17 protein-coding genes and 5 tRNA genes are annotated in these 20,440 nt (G+C 59.7%); 6 read left to right on the forward strand and 16 right to left on the reverse strand.

The features are described from left to right. Positions 1-68: 68 nt before the first annotated feature. The 9 genes from V6F91_RS00420 to gltX all read right to left on the reverse strand — a co-directional run bounded on the left by V6F91_RS00420 (position 69) and on the right by gltX (position 5,453). Entirely contained in the window at positions 69-1,028 is a 960-nt protein-coding gene (locus V6F91_RS00420) for a tRNA-dihydrouridine synthase (protein WP_332761515.1), read from the reverse strand. 142 nt (positions 1,029-1,170) lie between these two features. After that, positions 1,171-1,620, reverse strand: coding sequence for a thioesterase family protein (locus V6F91_RS00425; RefSeq protein WP_332761517.1), 450 nt, complete (start codon positions 1,618-1,620; stop codon positions 1,171-1,173). Positions 1,621-1,667: 47 nt separating this feature from the next. Continuing rightward, on the reverse strand, positions 1,668-2,501 hold the full coding sequence (locus V6F91_RS00430) for an alpha/beta fold hydrolase (protein WP_332761518.1): 834 nt from the start codon (positions 2,499-2,501) through the stop codon (positions 1,668-1,670). Between the two features lie 30 nt (positions 2,502-2,531). Beyond that, on the reverse strand, positions 2,532-3,071 hold the full coding sequence (locus V6F91_RS00435) for a TetR/AcrR family transcriptional regulator (protein ID WP_093102857.1): 540 nt from the start codon (positions 3,069-3,071) through the stop codon (positions 2,532-2,534). 182 nt (positions 3,072-3,253) lie between these two features. After that, positions 3,254-3,329: transfer RNA gene (locus V6F91_RS00440), tRNA-Glu, on the reverse strand. 80 nt (positions 3,330-3,409) lie between these two features. Further along, positions 3,410-3,485 (reverse strand) — tRNA-Ala (locus V6F91_RS00445). Between the two features lie 53 nt (positions 3,486-3,538). Continuing rightward, positions 3,539-3,614 (reverse strand) — tRNA-Glu (locus V6F91_RS00450). Between the two features lie 79 nt (positions 3,615-3,693). Continuing rightward, positions 3,694-3,769: transfer RNA gene (locus tag V6F91_RS00455), tRNA-Ala, on the reverse strand. A 202-nt stretch (positions 3,770-3,971) separates the two neighbouring features. Continuing rightward, positions 3,972-5,453, reverse strand: a complete 1,482-nt coding sequence (gene gltX, locus V6F91_RS00460; RefSeq protein ID WP_016773920.1) for a glutamate--tRNA ligase — start codon at positions 5,451-5,453, stop codon at positions 3,972-3,974. 228 nt (positions 5,454-5,681) lie between these two features. On the opposite strand from gltX, the gene V6F91_RS00465 reads away from it, so the two are divergent. Then, on the forward strand, positions 5,682-6,731 hold the full coding sequence (locus tag V6F91_RS00465; protein ID WP_332761521.1) for an HlyD family secretion protein: 1,050 nt from the start codon (positions 5,682-5,684) through the stop codon (positions 6,729-6,731). Positions 6,732-6,780: 49 nt separating this feature from the next. Next, positions 6,781-8,271, forward strand: coding sequence for an MDR family MFS transporter (locus V6F91_RS00470; protein WP_332762835.1), 1,491 nt, complete (start codon positions 6,781-6,783; stop codon positions 8,269-8,271). A gap of 114 nt (positions 8,272-8,385) precedes the next feature. Here V6F91_RS00470 and uvrB read toward each other — a convergent pair whose 3' ends face one another. Then, positions 8,386-10,401, reverse strand: coding sequence for an excinuclease ABC subunit UvrB (gene uvrB / locus V6F91_RS00475; RefSeq protein ID WP_332761522.1), 2,016 nt, complete (start codon positions 10,399-10,401; stop codon positions 8,386-8,388). Between the two features lie 338 nt (positions 10,402-10,739). On the opposite strand from uvrB, the gene V6F91_RS00480 reads away from it, so the two are divergent. After that, the gene (locus V6F91_RS00480) at positions 10,740-11,936 is read left to right on the forward strand and encodes an amino acid aminotransferase (protein ID WP_332761524.1); all 1,197 of its coding nucleotides are present in this window, start codon (positions 10,740-10,742) and stop codon (positions 11,934-11,936) included. Positions 11,937-12,160: 224 nt separating this feature from the next. Next, complete coding sequence (locus V6F91_RS00485) at positions 12,161-12,361, forward strand: hypothetical protein (protein ID WP_090282632.1); 201 nt, start codon at positions 12,161-12,163, stop codon at positions 12,359-12,361. On the opposite strand, the gene V6F91_RS00490 is transcribed toward V6F91_RS00485, so the two are convergent. Then, a complete protein-coding gene (locus V6F91_RS00490; protein WP_332761526.1) occupies positions 12,358-12,588 on the reverse strand; it encodes a hypothetical protein in 231 nt (76 codons plus the stop codon). The two genes, V6F91_RS00485 and V6F91_RS00490, sit on opposite strands and share 4 nt — an antisense overlap. Positions 12,589-12,807: 219 nt before the next feature. On the opposite strand from V6F91_RS00490, the gene V6F91_RS00495 reads away from it, so the two are divergent. Beyond that, positions 12,808-12,883 (forward strand) — tRNA-Asn (locus V6F91_RS00495). A gap of 119 nt (positions 12,884-13,002) precedes the next feature. On the opposite strand, the gene V6F91_RS00500 is transcribed toward V6F91_RS00495, so the two are convergent. Then, positions 13,003-14,526, reverse strand: a complete 1,524-nt coding sequence (locus V6F91_RS00500; RefSeq protein WP_332761528.1) for a nucleobase:cation symporter-2 family protein — start codon at positions 14,524-14,526, stop codon at positions 13,003-13,005. 327 nt (positions 14,527-14,853) lie between these two features. Here V6F91_RS00500 and V6F91_RS00505 point away from each other — a divergent pair, with 327 nt between their 5' ends. Further along, the gene (locus V6F91_RS00505) at positions 14,854-15,183 is read left to right on the forward strand and encodes a BrnA antitoxin family protein (protein WP_332761530.1); all 330 of its coding nucleotides are present in this window, start codon (positions 14,854-14,856) and stop codon (positions 15,181-15,183) included. Here V6F91_RS00505 and V6F91_RS00510 read toward each other — a convergent pair. From V6F91_RS00510 to V6F91_RS00525, 4 genes are all read right to left on the reverse strand, one after another. Beyond that, the gene (locus V6F91_RS00510) at positions 15,180-16,013 is read right to left on the reverse strand and encodes an arylamine N-acetyltransferase (protein ID WP_332761531.1); all 834 of its coding nucleotides are present in this window, start codon (positions 16,011-16,013) and stop codon (positions 15,180-15,182) included. The two genes, V6F91_RS00505 and V6F91_RS00510, sit on opposite strands and share 4 nt — an antisense overlap. Before the next feature lie 100 nt (positions 16,014-16,113). Continuing rightward, positions 16,114-16,908 (reverse strand): exodeoxyribonuclease III, encoded by a 795-nt coding sequence (xth, locus tag V6F91_RS00515; protein ID WP_332761533.1) that lies wholly within the window; start codon positions 16,906-16,908, stop codon positions 16,114-16,116. A gap of 81 nt (positions 16,909-16,989) precedes the next feature. Further along, positions 16,990-18,432 carry a mechanosensitive ion channel family protein gene (locus V6F91_RS00520; protein WP_332761534.1) on the reverse strand — a complete coding sequence of 481 codons (1,443 nt, stop codon included), beginning with the start codon at positions 18,430-18,432 and terminating at the stop codon, positions 16,990-16,992. A 1,005-nt stretch (positions 18,433-19,437) separates the two neighbouring features. After that, complete coding sequence (locus V6F91_RS00525; RefSeq protein WP_332761536.1) at positions 19,438-20,304, reverse strand: pirin family protein; 867 nt, start codon at positions 20,302-20,304, stop codon at positions 19,438-19,440. Positions 20,305-20,440 lie beyond the last annotated feature (136 nt).

A 20,440-nucleotide genomic window follows, 5' to 3' on the forward strand; every position in this document is an offset into this window, starting at 1 on the left:
GATTCGGCATCGCGTAACCCTTAGATAGGGACCGCTGTTTTGTTTTCAAGAGATTATTTTCAAATTTTTTATGCGGCCTCGACCAACGGCAGACCGAGCAGACGCGAGACTTGCTCAGGCTCGGTTTCGCGGCGCAAAACCGTGAACAGCTCGGTGGCTTCCGGGTAATTACGCGTCAACATCGCCAGCCATTGCTTCAAGCGACCCGGCGATTGGCGCGCGGTCATCTGCGCTTTGGCTTGCAACCAGAAATCCTGAATCAGCGGCATCAGCTCGGCCCAGGTCATCTCGACCACTTCTTCGCCAGCGCGGGCCGCAGCGATCTGCCGGGCCAGATCCGGGCGCGACACCAGTCCACGACCGAGCATGATGTCTTCGACGCCGCTGATCTCGCGGCAACGACGCCAGTCATCGACGCTCCAGATATCGCCATTGGCGAACACCGGGACCTTGACCACGTCTTGTACCCGCGGAATCCACTCCCAATGTGCCGGCGGTTTGTAGCCGTCCATTTTGGTCCGCGCGTGAACTACGATGTGCTCGGCGCCGCCCTCGGCCAGCGCCGTGGCGCAGACCAGCGAGCCGTCGGGGCTGTCGAAGCCGAGGCGCATTTTCGCCGTGACCGGAATGTGCGCAGGCACGGCGCGGCGGACGTGCTCGACGATCTGGTTGAGCAGTTCCGGCTCCTTGAGCAGTACCGCACCGCCACGGGACTTGTTGACGGTCTTGGCCGGGCAGCCAAAGTTGAGGTCGATCACTTCAGAACCGAGTTCGCAGGCCAGCGCTGCGTTTTCCGCCAGGCACACCGGATCGGAACCGAGCAATTGCACGCGCAACGGCACACCGGCTGCGGTGCGTGCGCCATTGAGCAGCTCAGGGCCGAACTTGTGGAAATAGGCCGGTGTGAGCAACTGATCGTTGACTCGAATGAACTCGGTCACGCACCAGTCGATACCGCCAACGCGGGTCAGCACGTCACGCAGGATGTCGTCGACCAACCCCTCCATGGGCGCCAGAGCAATTTGCATGGGAAACACTACTTGAAGAAAAACGTGCGGCAGTTTACTGGATTACGCCCTGTGGGAGCGAGCCTGCTCGCGAAAGCGGTCGGTCAGTTGATTGATGCATAACTGATCCGGCGCCTTCGCGAGCAGGCTCGCTCCCACAGGTTCAAATTTGAGTTGTTGCCGGGAGTTGAATCGCCGGGCCATAGCCTTCGATGAACTCGGCCGGCATGCGCTTTGGCTTGCCCGTCGACAATTCGATGCAGACAAACGTGGTCTGTGCGCGCAACAGCGTGGCATTGTCGCTCGGGCGCTTGAGCTGGAAATGCCGGGTCATTTTCAGGCGCTGGTCCCAATCGACGATCCACGTCGCCAACTGCAGTTCGTCGCCTTCGTAGGCAGCGGCGAGATAATCGATTTCGTGACGCACCACAGCCATCGCACGATCCAGTCGCCGGTATTCGACCAGATCCAGACCCAGGCGCTGTGAGTGGCGCCAGGCGCAGCGCTCCAGCCAGGTCACGTAAACCGCATTGTTGGCGTGCCCCAGTCCGTCGATATCCTCGGCACCTACTTGCAGATCAATGATAAACGGCGTTGCCCGATCCCAACCCATGCCCCACTCCCGGTCGATGTATTGAACCGGGGCAGTGTAACGGATGCCTACGCCGATTGGCGCGCCTGAAGGCTGCGACCGGCCAGCAGTGATAACACGCCATCAATCACCCGAGGGTCGGCCAGCACGCGCTGATGCCCGCCGCTTTCCAGGCGCAGCAGACGGCTGTCAAACCAGGCTTCGTGGATCAACTGCGATTCTTTTACCGAGACAAAATTGTCGTCCTCGGCGTGCACGATAAGGCCGGGCATATCCAGTTGATAGCGCGCTACATCAAGAGTGGCAGCGCGCATGCCGACGTCCTGTTCGACTTGGCGAATGAATGCCGAGCGCGCGCGCGGCGGCATGCCGACCATACGCGCAAAACCGCGCAGCACGCCGAGAATGCGTGCCGGCGCGGCGATGCTGACGAGGGTTTCGGTGCGCAAGCCCATTTGCACCGCGAGCATCGCGCTGGCGCCGCCCATGGAATGGCCGATGACGGCTTGCAGCGGCGGCAACTCTGCCGCTGCTTCGAGCATGGCCCGGGCAAACAACACCACATTGGCTTCGCGCCCCGGCGAACGGCCATGGGCCGGGCCGTCCAGAGCAACGACGGTGTAACCGGCATCGACCAGCGCCGTGATCAACGCGGCGAACTGGGTTGGCCGCCCTTCCCAACCATGCATCAGCAGCACGGCCGGGCCTTGACCCCAGCGCAATGCGGAGAGGCCGAAGCGCAAGGTAATGCGCTCAGCACTGGCCAGCATCGGCAGTTCCCAGTCACGCAGGGGCAGCGCGCGCGGTGTCATGAACACCAGACGCATTTTGCTCGCCACCCGTTTCGGTGCAATCCAGCCCAAGGTGCCGTTAACGCCACGAACCCACTTCAACGCGTTCATCGCTCTCTCCTCAGGCAGGATGCCTTCAGGTCAACGCACCGCCGACTTGGCGGCGCGCAGCAATCGATCGGATAAATCTCCAGGGCCGAGCGCACGTGCCAGCGCCAGGCCACCCACCATCAACGCCACGTCAGCCAAGGCCTTGTCGGTGTCTTCGGGGCTGGCCGCCAGTTGCGCGACCATCAGCTCCAAATGCTCGTTCAGCGCCAGGCGGAACGACTCCGGCAAACGACCCAGCTCACCGATCGAAGCGGGAATCGGACACGCCGCCTCGCTGGAATCACGGTGTTTGCGCGACAGATAAAACGCGGCAACCAAAGCGCGACGCTCTTCGCCGGTCAGTTCGGCATCCATGTCGGCAATCAGGTCACGACGCCGCCCCAGCAATTGCTTGAACGCCTCGAGCATCATCGCGTCCTTGCTTTCGAAGTGCGCGTAGAAGCCGCCGACGGTCAGGCCGGCCGCGCCCATTACTTCGCCCACGCTGGGGTCTGCCGGGCCGCGCTGGATCAGTGCGGCGCTGGCAGCCTTGAGGATGCGTTCGCGGGTTTGAGCTTTTTTATCGTTCATCGTTGCCTCCGAATATTACGACTAGAATATTATTCGCATAATAATATTCCGCAAGTCAAGGATATGACCGCTGGTCTGAAGCACAGTGTAAGGAAAAAGGAGAGTTGGCCAAACGCCAGACAAACAAAAGGGCCATTCAATAATTGAATGACCCTTATAAAATCCCGCAGAGCGGGTAATCGTGGCGTCCCCTAGGGGACTCGAACCCCTGTTACCGCCGTGAAAGGGCGGTGTCCTAGGCCACTAGACGAAGGGGACACAAACCCTTCTATACAACTGATCAGTGCTGAGTGCTGATCGATTCAAGGCCGGTGTGGCCAGACCTTGAACTGTAAAATTGGTGGAGCTAAGCGGGATCGAACCGCTGACCTCCTGCATGCCATGCAGGCGCTCTCCCAGCTGAGCTATAGCCCCGGATTTTTCGCCTCGCGGCGGAGTGACGTTTTGCAACAGCACTTCTGTAAAACTGGCGTCCCCTAGGGGACTCGAACCCCTGTTACCGCCGTGAAAGGGCGGTGTCCTAGGCCACTAGACGAAGGGGACGCAAACCCTTCTATACAACTGATCAACGCTGAGTGTTGATCGCTTCAAGGCCGGTGTGGCCAGGCCTTGAAGTGTAAATTGGTGGAGCTAGACGGGATCGAACCGTCGACCTCTTGCATGCCATGCAAGCGCTCTCCCAGCTGAGCTATAGCCCCTCATCGTTGATGTCATCGCTGAGGACGGGGCGAATCTTAAGGGCGTATCGAAACCCTGTCAAACTTATTTTTGAAAAATTTCAAAATTTTTCGTCGGGATAACAATCACTTACCGCCCTCCCCCCGTAAATCAGGCAGAAGCGCCGAAGGCCGGATCAAAAGATCGCGCCCTTCGGCTGCCATCACACTGGGTCAGACCTGCTTAAGCAATGGCGCCCAGCAGCTTTTCCCACTCCTTGTTTTCTTTCTTCGACACGCCGCCCAGCAGGTCGATCGCCTGGCGCAGACGGAAACGGGTCAGGTCCGGCCCGAGAATTTCCATCGCATCGAGCACCGACACCGAACTGGCCTGGCCGGTGATCGCCGCAAACATCAGCGGCATCGCATCGCGCAGCTTCAGCTCAAGGGATTCGACCACTGCCTGAATCGTCGCGGTGATGCTGTCCTTTTCCCACTGACGCAGGCTTTCCAGTTTCCACAGGATCAACTGCATCAACTGACGCACCTGATCGCCGGAGAGTTTTTTCGACTCGAACAGTTTGGCGTCCGGATTGACCCCACCGGCAAAGAAGAACCCGGCCAATGGTGCCACCTGACTGAAGGTCTCGACGCGGCCCTGAACGTGCGGCGCGATTTTCATCATGTATTCGGAATTGAACGCCCACTTCTGCACGCGCGCGGCAAATTCCTCCACCGGCAGATCGCGCAGCCACTGGCCGTTGAGCCACGACAGTTTCTCGATGTCGAAAATCGGCCCGCCGAGGGATACGCGCTTGAGGTCGAAGTTATCGACCATTTCCTGCAGCGAGAACTTTTCACGCTCGTCCGGCATCGACCAGCCCATGCGACCCAGGTAGTTGAGCATCGCCTCGGGCATGAACCCCATGCGCTCGTAGAACGTCACCGAAGTCGGGTTCTTGCGCTTGGACAGCTTGCTCTTGTCCGGGTTACGCAGCAGCGGCATGTAGCACAGCTCTGGCTGTTCCCAGCCGAAGTACTCGTAAAGCAGGATCAGTTTCGGCGCCGACGGCAGCCATTCTTCACCGCGCAGCACATGGGTGATACCCATCAGGTGATCGTCGACCACGTTGGCAAGGAAGTACGTCGGCAGGCCGTCGGTCTTCATCAGCACTTGCATGTCCATGCGGTCCCACGGGATCTCGACGTCGCCACGCAGCATGTCCGGCACCACGCAAACGCCTTCGCTCGGGACCTTCATGCGGATCACGTGAGGTTCGCCAGCGGCCAGGCGCGCCGCGACTTCTTCCTTCGACAGCAGCAGTGCGCGGCCGTCATAGCGCGGGGTTTCGCCGCGGGCCATTTGTTCGGCGCGCATCTGGTCGAGTTCTTCAGCGGTGCAGAAGCACGGGAAGGCATGGCCCATGTCGACCAGTTGCTGGCAATACTTCTGATAGATGTCGCCGCGCTCGCTCTGCCGGTACGGGCCGTGCGGGCCGCCGACGTCCGGGCCTTCGCTCCAGTCGATGCCCAGCCAGCGCAGGGCGTCGAAGATCTGCTGTTCGGACTCGCGGGTCGAACGCAACTGGTCGGTGTCTTCGATGCGCAGGATGAACTCACCGCCATGCTGCTTGGCAAAGCAGTAGTTGAACAATGCGATGTAAGCGGTACCTACGTGGGGATCCCCGGTAGGCGATGGCGCGATGCGAGTGCGGACGGTGGTCATGGCATGTCTCGAAAAGAATGAAAAGCAGAACAATCAAGCGGCGAATGGTAACAGGCGACACCCGCCCGGCTCCAGCAGGCAGGGCATTTAAGCCAAGTTTGCGCCTGAAACGCCGCTTAGCCGCAGTGAATGGGCGAATATCAGCGAAGGCCATTTACCGCCTATCGGCTGTATGCCAGATTCGCCTGCTGATAACTTTCCTTACAATTCCTCGACTACAGTTTGCCCATGCCTGCCCAACTCAAGCGTCGCCTGTTACTGCTTCTTTTGCTCGTCGCGCTGATCGCCGGGGGTTTTTTTGGCCATTGGTTCTTCAAGGGACGCTTTTATGAAAGCACCGACAATGCCTATGTCCAGGGCGAGATCACCCGCGTCTCGAGCCAGTTGGGCGCGCGCATCGATGAAGTGCTGGTGCAAGACAACCAGCACGTCGAAAAAGGCCAGTTGCTGGTGCGCCTCGAGCCGAATGATTTTCGCCTCGCGGTCGATCGCGCCAACGCCGCCCTCGCCACCCGCGAAGCCGAGCGCCTGCAAGCGCAAAGCAAACTGACCCAGCAAGCGAGCCTGATTGCCGCCAGCGACGCGCAAGTGGCAACCACCCAAGCGACACTGGGCCGTTCGCAGATCGATTTGTCCCGCGTGCAGGCGCTGCGCAAACCCGGTTACGTCTCCGAAGAACGCGTGACCACGCTTTCCGCCGATGCGCACATCGCACGCTCGCAGGTGGCCAAGGCGCAGGCCGATGCGCAGAGTCAGCGCCAGCAGGTCAACGCGCTGAATGCAGAAATCAAACGCCTCGACGCGCAGATCGCCAACGCCCGCGCCGACCTCGCCCAGGCCGAACTCAACCTGACCCGCAGCGAAATCCATGCGCCGATCAGCGGCCTCGTCGGTCAGCGCGCCGCGCGCAATGGGCAGGTGGTGCAGGCCGGCGCCTATCTGCTGTCGATCGTCCCGGACGAAGACATCTGGGTGCAGGCCAACTTCAAGGAAACCCAGATCGGCCATATGCAGCCGGGGCAAACAGCCGAACTGGTGTTCGACGCGTACGGCGACACGCCGATCGAGGCGCGTGTCGAAAGCCTGTTCGCCGCGTCCGGCGCGCAGTTCAGCCTGTTGCCACCGGACAACGCCACCGGCAATTTCACCAAAGTCGTGCAGCGAATCCCGGTGAAACTGACCTTCCAGACCGACAATCCATTGCATGGCAAAATCCGTCCGGGAATGTCCGTCACCGCTACCGTGAACATCAAAGACGCCCCGGACAATGGCCGGTGATGCGCTGATCCGCCCGGTCGGCGAACCGACCCGGCGCGACTGGATTGCGGTGATGAGTGTGATGCTCGGCGCCTTCATGGCGGTGCTCGACATTCAGATCACCAACTCGTCGCTAAAGGATATTCAGGGCGCCCTGTCGGCGACGCTGGAAGAAGGTTCGTGGATTTCAACGTCGTATCTGGTCGCGGAAATCATCATGATTCCGCTGACCGCGTGGCTGGTGCAGCTACTCTCGGCGCGGCGTCTGGCGGTCTGGGTGTCGCTGGGCTTTCTGGTTTCATCGCTGCTGTGCTCGATGGCCTGGAGCCTGGAAAGCATGATCGTCTTTCGTGCGATGCAAGGCTTTACCGGCGGCGCGCTGATCCCGCTGGCGTTCACCCTGACCCTGATCAAGCTCCCCGAACATCACCGTGCCAAAGGCATGGCAATGTTCGCCATGACCGCCACCTTCGCCCCGTCCATCGGGCCGACGCTGGGCGGCTGGCTAACCGAAAACTGGGGCTGGGAATACATCTTCTATATCAACATCCCGCCGGGGCTGATCATGATCGCCGGGCTGCTGTATGGCCTGGAGAAAAAAGCCGCGCATTGGGAATTGCTGAAAAGCACCGACTACACCGGCATTCTCACATTGGGGATTGGCCTGGGGTGTTTGCAGGTGTTTCTCGAAGAAGGTCATCGCAAGGACTGGCTGGAGTCGAGCCTGATTGTCACGCTGGGCAGCATCGCCCTGCTGAGCTTGATCACCTTTGTCATCGTGCAGATTTCCAAACCCAATCCGCTGATCAACCTTGGCATTCTGCGTAATCGCAATTTCGGCTTGTCGAGCATTTCCAGCCTCGGCATGGGCGTCGGTTTGTATGGCTCGATCTATCTGCTGCCGCTGTACCTGGCGCAGATTCAGAATTACAACGCCCTGCAGATCGGCGAAGTGATCATGTGGATGGGCGTGCCGCAGCTGTTCCTGATTCCGCTGGTGCCGAAACTGATGAAGTTCATCTCGCCGAAATGGTTGTGCACGCTGGGCTTCGGTTTGTTCGGGCTGGCGAGTTTCTCGTCAGGCGTGCTGAATCCGGATTTCGCCGGGCCGCAGTTCAATCAGATCCAGATCATCCGCGCCCTCGGCCAGCCGCTGATCATGGTCACCATTTCGCTGATCGCCACCGCTTATATACAGCCGCAGGACGCAGGTTCGGCGTCAAGCCTGTTCAACATCCTGCGCAACCTGGGCGGCGCGATCGGCATTGCGTTGCTGGCAACGTTGCTGGATGCACGAACCAAGACTTACTTCGACTATTTACGTGAGGCGGTGGTGCCGACCAATCCGCAGGTGGCCGAGCGGCTCGCGTCGATGACCGATCGCTTTGGCAGTGACACGGCAGCGCTGGGCAAGCTGAGTGAGATCGTCCATCAGCAGGCCGCGATCATGGCCTACAACGATGCGTTTCACTTTGTCGGGATTGCGCTGGGGATCAGCATGCTGGCGATTTTGCTGACCAAGAAGTTGCCGCAAGGGCTGAAGGCTGGGGAGTCTCATTGAGACCGTGTCGCCGCCATTCGCGAGCAGGCTCGCTCCCACAGGAGATAGGTGAGTCACACTATTCCACTGTGGGAGCGAGCCTGCTCGCGAAGAGGCCCGACCAGGCGACCCACATCAAACAGTGAGAAGCCGCTCGCGCAATTTGGCAATTTCATCGCGCATTTGCGCCGCCGCTTCAAATTCCAGATCGCGCGCCAATTGATACATCTTTTCTTCCAGCGCGCGGATGCGTTTGGTGATTTCGCTTGGCGAGCGCAGTTCGGCTTCGTACCTGGCGTTCTCCTCGGCAGCCTTGGCCATGCCTTTGCGCTTCTTGCTGCGCGAGCCCGGCACGGTGGCGCCTTCCATGATGTCGGCGACGTCCTTGATCACGCCCTTTGGAGTGATGCCGTGCTCGAGGTTGAAAGCGATCTGTTTCTCACGGCGGCGTTCGGTTTCGCCAATTGCCCGTTCCATCGAACCGGTCATGCGATCGGCATACAGAATGGCCCGGCCATTGAGGTTACGCGCCGCGCGGCCGATGGTCTGGATCAGCGAACGCTCGGAACGCAGGAACCCCTCCTTGTCAGCATCGAGAATCGCCACCAGCGACACTTCCGGCATGTCCAGGCCTTCGCGCAGCAGGTTGATGCCGACCAGCACGTCAAACACGCCAAGGCGCAAGTCGCGGATGATCTCGACGCGCTCGACGGTGTCGATGTCCGAGTGCAGATAACGCACGCGCACGCCGTGGTCGGCGAGGTAATCGGTGAGGTCTTCGGCCATGCGCTTGGTCAGCGTGGTAACCAGCACCCGCTCTTCCACCGCTACGCGCTTGGTGATTTCCGAGAGCAGGTCATCAACCTGGGTCAGCGCCGGACGCACTTCGACCTGCGGGTCGACCAGACCGGTCGGACGCACCACTTGCTCGACCACGCGACCGGCGTGTTCGGCCTCGTAATTACCCGGCGTCGCCGAGACGAAAATGGTCTGCGGGCTGACCCCTTCCCACTCGTCGAAACGCATCGGCCGGTTATCCAGCGCCGAAGGTAGACGGAAGCCGTATTCGACCAGCGTTTCTTTACGCGAGCGGTCGCCCTTATACATCGCGCCGACCTGCGGCACGCTGACGTGGGATTCGTCGATGACCAACAAGGCGTCGGCCGGCAGGTAATCGTAAAGCGTTGGCGGCGCGGCACCGGCCGGGCGCCCGGACAGGTAGCGCGAGTAGTTTTCGATGCCGTTGCAGTAACCCAGCTCGAGAATCATCTCCAGATCAAAGCGGGTGCGCTGTTCCAGGCGCTGAGCTTCCACCAATTTGTTGTTGCTGCGCAGGTATTCCAGACGTTCCTGAAGTTCGACCTTGATGCCTTCGATGGCGTCGAGCAAGGTCTCGCGCGGCGTCACGTAGTGACTCTTCGGATAAAAAGTGAAACGCGGCATCTTGCGAATGACTTCGCCGGTGAGCGGGTCGAACGCGGAAATGCTCTCGACCTCGTCATCGAACAACTCGATGCGGATCGCCTCCAGATCGGACTCCGCCGGGAAAATATCGATCACATCGCCACGCACACGGAACGTCGCGCGGGCAAAATCCATGTCGTTGCGCGTGTATTGCAGATCGGCCAGACGCCGTAGCAGCGCGCGCTGATCGAGTTTGTCGCCGCGATCGACGTGCAGCACCATCTTCAAATAGGTTTCCGGACTGCCCAGACCGTAGATACACGACACCGTGGTAACGATGATCGCGTCCTTGCGCTCCAGCAGCGCTTTGGTCGCGGACAGACGCATCTGCTCGATGTGATCGTTGATCGACGCGTCCTTCTCGATGAAGGTATCGGACGACGGCACGTAGGCTTCCGGCTGGTAATAGTCGTAATAAGAAACGAAGTACTCAACGGCATTGTTCGGGAAGAACGCCTTGAATTCGCCGTACAACTGCGCGGCCAGGGTCTTGTTCGGCGCCAGCACCAGTGTCGGGCGCTGCACCTGGGCGATAACGTTGGCGATGCTGAAGGTCTTGCCCGAGCCGGTCACACCGAGCAGCGTCTGGTGCGCCAGCCCGGCCTCGATGCCTTCGACCATCTGGCGGATCGCTTCCGGCTGATCGCCGGCGGGCTCGAAGCGGGTGACTAGCTGGAATTCCGACATACACACCTCTGGAATCGCGGCGTTCCGGGTCAGACGGAGTACCACGGGGACGACCGCAAACGACCTATGTCGCGCAAGAAAAAACCTGGATAGTTCGTAATGTGGTGGCGATTGCCTGAGCTTTCAAGGCAAACGTCCTACATCCGGGTAAAGAGTCTGACAAAGGCAATCGACTAACGGTCAAGAAATAATCGGAAAAACTTACCGGAAAAACCGATTCGCCTGTCGCCATTGCGCGCTGATGGCCTCTATACTAGCTCCCCGTTTGTGCACCGCTCTAGTGCATCCGGCTGGAGCGCGACACGTCCCTCCCTATCCCATTCAGAGCCGCCGCAATAATGAGCCTGTTCTCCGCTGTCGAAATGGCACCCCGCGATCCAATCCTGGGCCTCAACGAAGCATTCAACGCCGACACCCGGACCACCAAGGTCAACCTGGGCGTGGGTGTGTACTGCAACGAAGAGGGGCGAATTCCACTGCTGCGCGCAGTGATCGAAGCCGAGTCGATTCGCGTCGCGCAACACGCTTCGCGCGGTTACCTGCCGATCGACGGCATCGCCGCCTACGACCAGGCCGTGCAAAAGCTGCTGTTTGGCAATGACTCGCCGCTGATCAATGCTGGCCGCGTCATCACCACCCAGGCTGTCGGCGGTACCGGCGCACTGAAAATCGGCGCTGACTTCCTCAAGCAATTGCTGCCGAATGCCGTTGTGGCGATCAGCGATCCGAGCTGGGAAAACCACCGCGCGTTGTTCGAAACCGCCGGTTTCCCGGTACAGAACTACCGTTACTACGACGCCGCCACTCACGACGTGAACCGTGCCGGCATGCTCGAAGACCTCAACGCCCTGCCGAACGGCTCGATCGTTGTCCTGCACGCTTGCTGCCACAACCCGACCGGCGTCGACCTGAGCCCGGCGGACTGGAACAACGTACTGCAAGCGGTCAAAGCCAAAGGCCACGTGCCGTTCCTCGACATGGCCTACCAGGGCTTTGGCGACGGCATCGACGAAGACGCCGCCGCGGTGCGCCTGTTCGCCGAGTCGGGTCTGACCTTCTTCGTCTCCAGCTCGTTCTCCAAATCGTTCTCGTTGTACGGCGAGCGCGTTGGCGCGCTGTCGATCATCAGCGAATCGAAAGAAGAAAGCGCGCGCGTGCTGTCGCAAGTCAAACGCGTGATCCGCACCAACTACTCCAACCCGCCGACCCATGGCGCGAGCATCGTCGCCGCCGTGCTCAACAGCCCTGAGCTGCGCGCACAGTGGGAAGCCGAACTGGCGGAAATGCGTCTGCGTATTCGCGGCATGCGCACGCAAATGGTTGATCTGCTCGCAGAGAAAGCACCCGACCGTGATTTCAGCTTCGTCGGTCGTCAGCGCGGCATGTTCTCCTACTCGGGCCTGACCACTGAACAGGTTCATCGCCTGCGCAACGAGTTCGGCATCTACGCCCTGGACACCGGCCGCATCTGCGTGGCGGCGTTGAACCAGAGCAACATCAAGGCTGTGACGGATGCGATTGTTCAGGTCATCTGATTTCGCAGCTTGATGAAAAACGGGAAGCCTTGGGCTTCCCGTTTTTTATTTGTCTTTGAAAACGCCCCGCAACCTCTAGACTGCACACCATTCAAATTGTAGGAGTGAGCCTGCTCGCGATAGCGTTCTTTCAGCATGAGTATGTTTGCCTGACACACCGCTATCGCGAGCAGGCTCACTCCTACAGGGTTTTGTGAACATCCGAATATTTTGTGAGAACCCACATGAAAAACGACAACCTGCGCGCCGACCGTGACGATCTGGATGATTTCATCCCGCGCGCCTCGGCCAAACGCGAAAAGAGCCTGGTGCTGCAAGTCGCCACCGGGGTATTCCTCGGCGGCCTGGCCCTGTGGCTGGTGCAACTGGCGGCAACGGCGGCGTATGCCAAGCTGATGCTGGGCACGATTACCTTCGGCAGTTAAGCCAGTTCAGCCGAGCGCTGAGCGGCGGCATCGTCGTAAATCACATACAGCGATTCGGCCACCTGGCTCTTGATGGTCTTGCTGCTTTCCAGCCCGAGGACGAACCCTTCGGCCTTGCCGCCGGCGCGGTTCAATTCTTCGGCAGTACCGGCCCCGGCGATTGCATCGAAGAGTTTTTCCGCGTGCGGGCCGATCCCTTTGGGCAAGCTGATCTGTGCAGTGCTCATGCGAGCACCTCGGTGTTGCGAGTGTTTTGAGGCATGGCGCGTACCTTTGCGGCGAATGGCCGGTAGCGCGTGTGACCACTTCCGGGCGGTCATGGTAGACCTCTGAGGCTTTTCTGGTAACCGCCAATCACGGACAAATCACCGTCCATCCCGACGATTCCTGAAATTTTGCATCAGGCGCTTGACTAGTCTTTTTAAATCAGTAACATACGCACCAATTCCGCAATAGCTCAGTTGGTAGAGCAAATGACTGTTAATCATTGGGTCCCTGGTTCGAGTCCAGGTTGTGGAGCCAAATAGCAAAGCCCCTGAATCGAAAGATTCAGGGGCTTTTTTGTGGGCGCTCGAAAAGCGCCAATGAAAAGGGCCGATCTGTCCATGACAGACCGGCCCTTTTCTATTCAGTCGCAGCCGTCAAACGTGTTCGCTGCTTTTGATCTGCACTTTCGCTGCGCCGTGCCCATGGTCGTGTTCGTCAAGCTCGATCACCGGCACTTCCTTGCCATCGCAATCATGCAGCTTGCCGTCGCTGAAGTAGTCGCCTTCACGCAGCGCGGCCAGATCGCGGTAGCGCAAGGTGCGCTCCTCCGCTGCAGCGAACACCGATTGCTGATCCGAGTTACCGGCGGTGAAGTGGTTGAACGCCAGGTTGAGCAGGATCGCCATGATCGCCGACGAACTGATACCCGAATGGAAAATCGTCGCGAACCAGCTCGGGAACTGATCGTAGAAACTCGGCGCGGCAATCGGGATCATGCCGAAACCAATCGAGGTGGCGACAATGATAAGGTTGACGTTGTTGCGGTAATCCACCTTCGACAAGGTGCGAATACCGCTCGCGGCCACCGTACCGAACAGCACGATACCGGCACCGCCAAGCACCGAAGTCGGCACTGCGGCAATGACTCGGCCCATGAACGGCAACAGGCCGAGGATCACCAGAAACAGGCCGCCGGTGGCCACCACGTAACGGCTCTTGATGCCAGTCACTGCCACCAGACCGACGTTCTGCGCGAAGGCGCTCTGGGTGAACGAACCGAAGATCGGCGCAAACATGCTCGACAGCATGTCGGCGCGCAAGCCATTGCCCAGGCGCTTGGAATCAACCTTGGTGCCGATGATCTCACCCACCGCCAGAATGTCCGCCGAGGTTTCCACCAGGGTCACCATGACCACGATGCACATCGACAGAATGGCGGCGAAGTGGAAGGTCGGCATGCCGAAGTGAAACGGCGTCGGGAAGCCGAACATCGGCCCGGTGGTGACGCTTGAGAAATCGGCCATGCCGAGGAACACTGCCAACACCGTGCCGATCACCATGGCCAACAGGATCGACAGACGGGAAATGGTCGCACTGCCGACTTTACTGAGCAGCAACACGAGTACCAGCGTGACCGCCGCCAGACCAATGTTCTGCATACTGCCAAAGTCCGGCGCATGACTGTTACCGCCCATCGCCCAGCGCGCCGCCACTGGCATCAGCGTCAGGCCGATGGTGGTGATCACGATGCCGGTGACCAGCGGCGGAAAGAACTTGGTGATGCGCGAGAACACCGGGGTGATCAACAGCCCTATCAAGGACGCCGCAATCACCGCGCCGAGCACCGACTGGAAGCCGCCCTCCCCGCCACTACTGACGATCGCGACCATGGTCGCCACGCCGGAAAACGACACGCCCTGCACCAGCGGCAACTGACAGCCAAAAAACGGCAGACCCAGGGTTTGCAGCAGCGTCGCCAGCCCCCCCGCAAACAATGAAGCAGCAATCAGCAAACCGATGTCCGCCGGCGACAGGCCGGCCGCCTGGCCGATGATCAGTGGCACCGCAACGATACCGCCGTACATGGTCAGCACATGTTGCAGGCCGTAAGCCATATTCGCGCCGACCCCGAGATTTTCGTCCTCGGGCCGTGGGTGTGAAACATGGGGCGTTTTCATGGTGGGGGGTTCCCTGGTTTTTGTTATGCGCACACTGTATTCAATACTCGTGACAAATGTCCATAGAGTTGTATACAACTTGTCGGTCACATAATGGTTAGTTAGCCACCCAACCTTCTAGTCCGCGGCTTTTACCTTCACAAATCCGGCAACACATCCTCGACGGCGTCCGTGCCCATGACCACTAGGCTGAAGTGTTCATGGCGACCGGCGGTGCGGTCGCGCTCTTTTTTATACATATAAAATATGCATACTGTGGTTCGAATCATTTCCGCACGCCTCGCCACACCGAGCGAACGACGTGCCTTTTTTCAGGAGGCTTGAACCATGCAAGACGAATATGATTTTTCCGCGGGCAAACGCGGCGCAGTGGCGCCCAACAAAGGCAAGACGCGCATCACCATCATGCTGGATGACGCGGTGATCGAAGCGGCGCGTACCGCCGCGGAGAATGAGGGGTTCGGCTATCAGACGGTCATCAACAACACGCTGCGCCACGCCCTTCTCGAAACTGCCCGCCAACCGCCTGATGATTCGGGCCTGAGCGGGCAATTCAAAAAAGGCATCACGGCCACCGACCTCAAAAGCCTGGAAAGGAAACTCTCGGCAGCGATCGGCGAAATCCGTCGCGTGCTCGAACCGGACGTCAAACCCTAGGCCGAGACAGGCGCCATTACCCGCGCCAGCGCCTGGTGGACACCCGGCAATTCAGAGACGTGAAGGTCAAACTCGCGTTGCAGCACATCGAGCAACTCATCGACCTCGGCCACCTCGCGCCGCTCACTCTCCGCGCCCATGTGATGGATAGCGAAGAAGCCATTGTTCAGCGTCTTGCGCCAGCCATCGCCAGTACGGGCAACCATCAGCCGCTGAGTGAACGGTGATTGCGGGTGCGTCGAGACGTACCAGTTGCCGACGGTGTAATCGATGTCCTCCTGACGTTGCAGGTCGAACAGGTACATCGGCCGCCACTCATCGGCCACGTTGGCGCGGAGCAAGTAGCCATCGGCCTGTTGTTCGAAGCGATAGGGTTCATGCGGGGTCGCTTGTTCGGCTTCGGTGTCGAGCAGCAACGGTGCGGTGGGCACCATGCCGCCGAAGCCGACGTCAGTGATGTAGCGCTCGCCGTCGATTGTCACCAGGCTCAAACGATGGGTGCGTGCCGTCCAGCTGCCTTCGGGCTGATTCATCACCACGCGCCCGCTGATCGCCCGTGCGTCAAAGCCCAATTCCAGCAACAGCGCGAAGAACAGATGATTGAGTTCGTAGCAATAACCGCCGCGACCACCGAGCAGGATTTTCTGTTCAATGGACGGCAGATCGATCAGCACTGGCGCGCCGGTGATGGTCGCCAGATTTTCGAAAGAAAAAACCCCGGTATGGCGCAACTGCAACTGGCGCAGCGTCTCCAGCGTCGCGGGCGGCGGTGAATCGAACCCCAGGCGTTGCAGGTACAGTTTCAAATTCTTCAGGCGTGGCGCACTCATTGCTCGGTCCTTATGCAGGGAGGCCGCAGATCACTGCGTTGCTGCTCGCCATGTATACGGATCGGGCGCACTTTTCGACAATTGATTTCGCCAATCGCCATCAGCGCTTCTTCCGCGAGCCAATGCGAATCCACGTGGGGGCATGGTCGCTGGCATGCGGCTCGTTACGCACCCAGGCGTCTACCCCGGCATCATGCAGATACGGGCTCAGCGCCGGGTTGAGCAGCAGATGATCGATGCGCAGGCCGGAGTTGGTCTGCCAATGCTGGCGAAAGTAATCCCAGAAGGTATAAATGCGCTCCTCGGGATACAAATGACGCAGCGAATCGGTCCAGCCTTGATCGAGCAGCCGTTGGTAGCACTCGCGGCTCTCGGGTTGCAGCAAGGCATCTTTTAGCCATGAGCGCGTGTTGTAGATGTCCATGTCGGTGGGCACGACGTTGTAATCGCCGGCCAGTACCACCGGATGATCGCCGCTTTGCAGGTCTTTGGCGTAGGTGATCAGCCGTTCGAACCACGCCAGTTTGTAATCGAATTTTGGCCCTGGTTGCGGGTTGCCGTTGGGCAGATACAGACACCCGACCAGCACGCCGTGCACCGCCGCTTCGATGTAGCGGCTCTGCGCGTCATCGGGGTCGCCCGGCAGCCCGCGGCGACTCTCCAGCGGCTGCGCATCACGTGCCAGAATCGCCACGCCGTTCCACGACGCCTGGCCCTGCCAGATCGCGCCATAACCGGCAGCTTCCAGCTCGGCGGCGGGAAAGGCGCTGTCCACCGATTTGAGCTCTTGCAGGCAAACGATGTCCGGTTGCTCGCGCTTGAGCCATTCCAGCAGATTCGGCAGCCGCGCACGCATGCCGTTGACGTTGAAGGTGGCGATCCGCAGGTTTTTCATCGTCTGCAACTCCGGCCAGTGGGTATGCCAATAGTGACCCTGAGAGCGCCGCGCAGGTTGCATTCGATAACAGCGGTGACCTCAGGTGCGATTGCGCAGCCATTGCAGGAAGCCGCGTTTGGGCGCAATCACCGGGGTTTCCTCGGTCAGCGCTTGCGCCTTGTGCAGGCGGAAATCGAGCAAGGCCTGCATTGCGTCGTGGATGTCGTGGCGGGCATCCAGACAAGGTTTCAGATAGGACTTTTCAATGCGGTACAAGGCGCAGAAAGTCTTCGCCGAAAAATCCGCTGGCAGCGCGGTGTCAGACAGGATCCCCGCTTCGCCGATCACCTCGCCGGGGCCCATGCGTCCGGATTCGAACGTAGTGCCGTGGCGCTTCAATGTCACCGAGACTACCCCGGACTCGATAATGAACAAATGATCGCTGACCTCCCCGCCCGCCAGAATGATCTCGCCGGCGCGGAAGGTCTGCAGGCTCATGTTCTGGCTGAAGGTGTCCTTCTCCTCCTCGCGCAGGGTCGAGAAAATTGGCGAACTGTCGAGCAACGCCCGCTGCCGCGACAAATGCGGCGCGGCGCTGGTTTCGTTGCTCGACAGCAGACTGACCCCGGACGCCTGCAAATGCCGATACGCCAGATCGAACAGCTGATTGCGCACCACGCGCTTCTCGCCCATCGACGCGACGAAACCGCTGATCTCGTACTCCGCGCCAGCGCTGGCAGAGCTCTTCAGCGCCACGCTCGGTGCCGGCGTGTCGAGTAATTGCCGACAACCCTGCATCGCCCGTTCCAGCGCCTCGATCACCGCACTGGGTCGCGCATGCGGGCTGACCTGCACACTCACCGCAACGCCGAACATATTGCTCGGCCGGCTGAAGTTGATGATCTTGGCTTTGGCCGCCAGCGAGTTGGGTATCACAGCCATGCTGCCCTGGCTGGTTTGCAGACGCGTGGCGCGCCAATCGATATCGGTCACCCGGCCCTCGGTGCCGTCGATGGAAATCCAGTCATCCAGTTGATAAGGCTTGGTGGTATTGAGGACGATCCCGGAGAACACATCGCTGAGCGTGCTCTGCAACGCCAGGCCAACGATGATCGCCAACGCACCAGAGGTCGCCAACACACCTTTGACCGGCAGATCGAGCACATAGGCCAGCGCCGCAATGATCGCAACCAGAAAGATCACCGCCCCGAGCAGATCCTGCAACAGCCGCCCGGTATGCCCGACCCGTTGCATCATCACCGCACCGATCAACACCGTCAGCGTCCGCGCACCGAACAGCCACCAACCGATCTGCAACCCGGTCGCTGCCAGGTGCAGCGGCACATTCTCGGCCCACGGCGCCGGCTCCATCGGATTGAGCCCTTCGTTGAACAGCAACACGCTGAACAAGGCAAAAATCAGCACCCGCACCAACAGCTTCCACTCACTGCCACGAGAACTGATCAACCGCCACAGACCAAGATCGAGCAGGATCAGGATGAACGCGCAAAACAGCGGATGTTCGGTCAGCAGAGACAGCATCAAACAACTCCGACGAAGGCCAATCGCGAAAAGATCGCACAGATTGGCACAGTGTAGGAGCAAATGATTTCGGTGCAGTTTTGATCTCGGTACAGCCGTGACGTCCGGAGGTTGAGTGATGCTTGAAAATCAAAAGCCCCTCACCCTAGCCCTCTCCCGGAGGGAGAGGGGACTGACCTTGGTGGATGTGCGATATACGCTGACCTGGAATATCGGGTCGAACTCAGGTTTTGAACGGCCCACAAATCGGCTCCCTCTCCTCGGGGAGAGGGCTGGGGTGAGGGGCGAATCCACCGCAAATCCCAAGCCGAACAACCGCTTCTAACCACTCAACAATGAGCGTTAGCTCGAGTGCCCTTGATCTTGCCTAACCGGCGACATCTGGAGGCTGAGTAATGCTTGAAATCATCCTGAAAATCAAAAGCCCCTCACCCTGGCCCTCTCCCGGAGGGAGAGGGGATTGACCTCGACGAATTCGAGAAATACGCCGACGCGCAATACCGAGTCGAACCCAAACTTCAAAGCCAACACAAATCGGCTCCCTCTCCAGGGGGAGAGGGCTGGGGTGAGGGGCGAATCCACCGAAAATCCCAAGCCAACCACCCGCCTCTAACCACTCAACAATGAGCGTTAGCTCGAGTGCCCTTGATCTTGATCTTGCCTAACCAGCGACATCGGAAGGCTGAGCGGAGGGATTGCTCCGGGCGTGGGAGCGCAGCGACCGTCTGGCGCAGCCAGACACAGCGGAAGGAGGTGCAGCGAAGCAAACCGTAGCCGCTGCGCCCGGATCGATCCCGCAGCGAAGGGACCCGAGCCTGCGAGGGCCGAACGCAGGAGCAAGCCTTTTTGGGTACTTTTTCGGCGTCTGGAAAAAGTGCCTCGCCGTAAGGGCGAAACCGCCAGAAGCCACACCCGCAGCAACGGATATGTACACAAAACAAAAAACCAGCGCCTGGAAAAAAGCCTTCGCGAGCAGGCTCGCTCCCACAGTGCTTCAGCGCGGCCTCAACCCCGCATCCGCCCAAACCGCCCCGACTGAAAATCAACAAACGCCTGATGAATCTCCTCCTCCGAATTCATCACAAACGGACCATGCCCGACAATCGGCTCATCGATCGGCTCGCCGCTGAGCAGCAACACCACCGCATCCTCAGCCGCCTCAAGCGACACCGCCCGCCCCGCGCGCTCGAACAACACCAACTGCCCGACAGACGCCGATTCCCCATCATTGACCCGCACCGAGCCCTTCAACACCACCAACGCGGTATTGCGGCCATCGTGCAGATCAAACGTCACCAACCTGCCAGCGTTAAGCCGCAAATCCCAAACATCAATAGGGGTAAAAGTACGTGACGGGCCTTTATGCCCCCCGAACTCACCCGCAATCAAACGCAGGCTGCCAGCGTTGTCCTTGAGCGCGATGCGCGGAATGTCACGGTCGAGAATGGTCTGATACCCCGGCGCAGCCATCTTGTCCTTGGCGGGCAAGTTGACCCACAACTGAACCATTTCCAGTTTGCCACCGGTTCTGGCGAAGTTTTCCGAGTGAAACTCTTCATGCAGGATGCCCGACGCAGCCGTCATCCACTGCACATCGCCGGGGCCGATCAGCCCGCCACTGCCGGTCGAATCGCGGTGCTGCACTTCGCCGTCGTAAACGATCGTCACGGTTTCAAAACCGCGATGCGGATGCTGGCCCACGCCGCGTTGTTCCGTGGTCGGCGTGAATTCGGCCGGGCCGGCATGATCGAGCAGCAGGAACGGGCTGATGTGTTTGCCCAGGTTGTCGTAGGAAAACAGCGTGCGCACCGGAAAACCATCGCCAACCCAATGGCCGCGCGGGCTGGTGTAGATACCGATAAGGTTTTTCATGGGAACTCCAATCTGTATAAAAGCATTGGATTAATCCTAACCGCCAGACCAGTATCGGACTAGATGGCGAAAACCAGCTTCAGCGTCCCATCAGAGGAACAGTGGCCTCCCAACAGAATCTGCGGTGCTGCGATCG

Origin of the sequence: Pseudomonas koreensis, assembly GCF_036668835.1 — a bacterium.
In the GTDB taxonomy this organism is placed as follows: Bacteria; Pseudomonadota; Gammaproteobacteria; order Pseudomonadales; family Pseudomonadaceae; genus Aquipseudomonas; species Aquipseudomonas koreensis_I.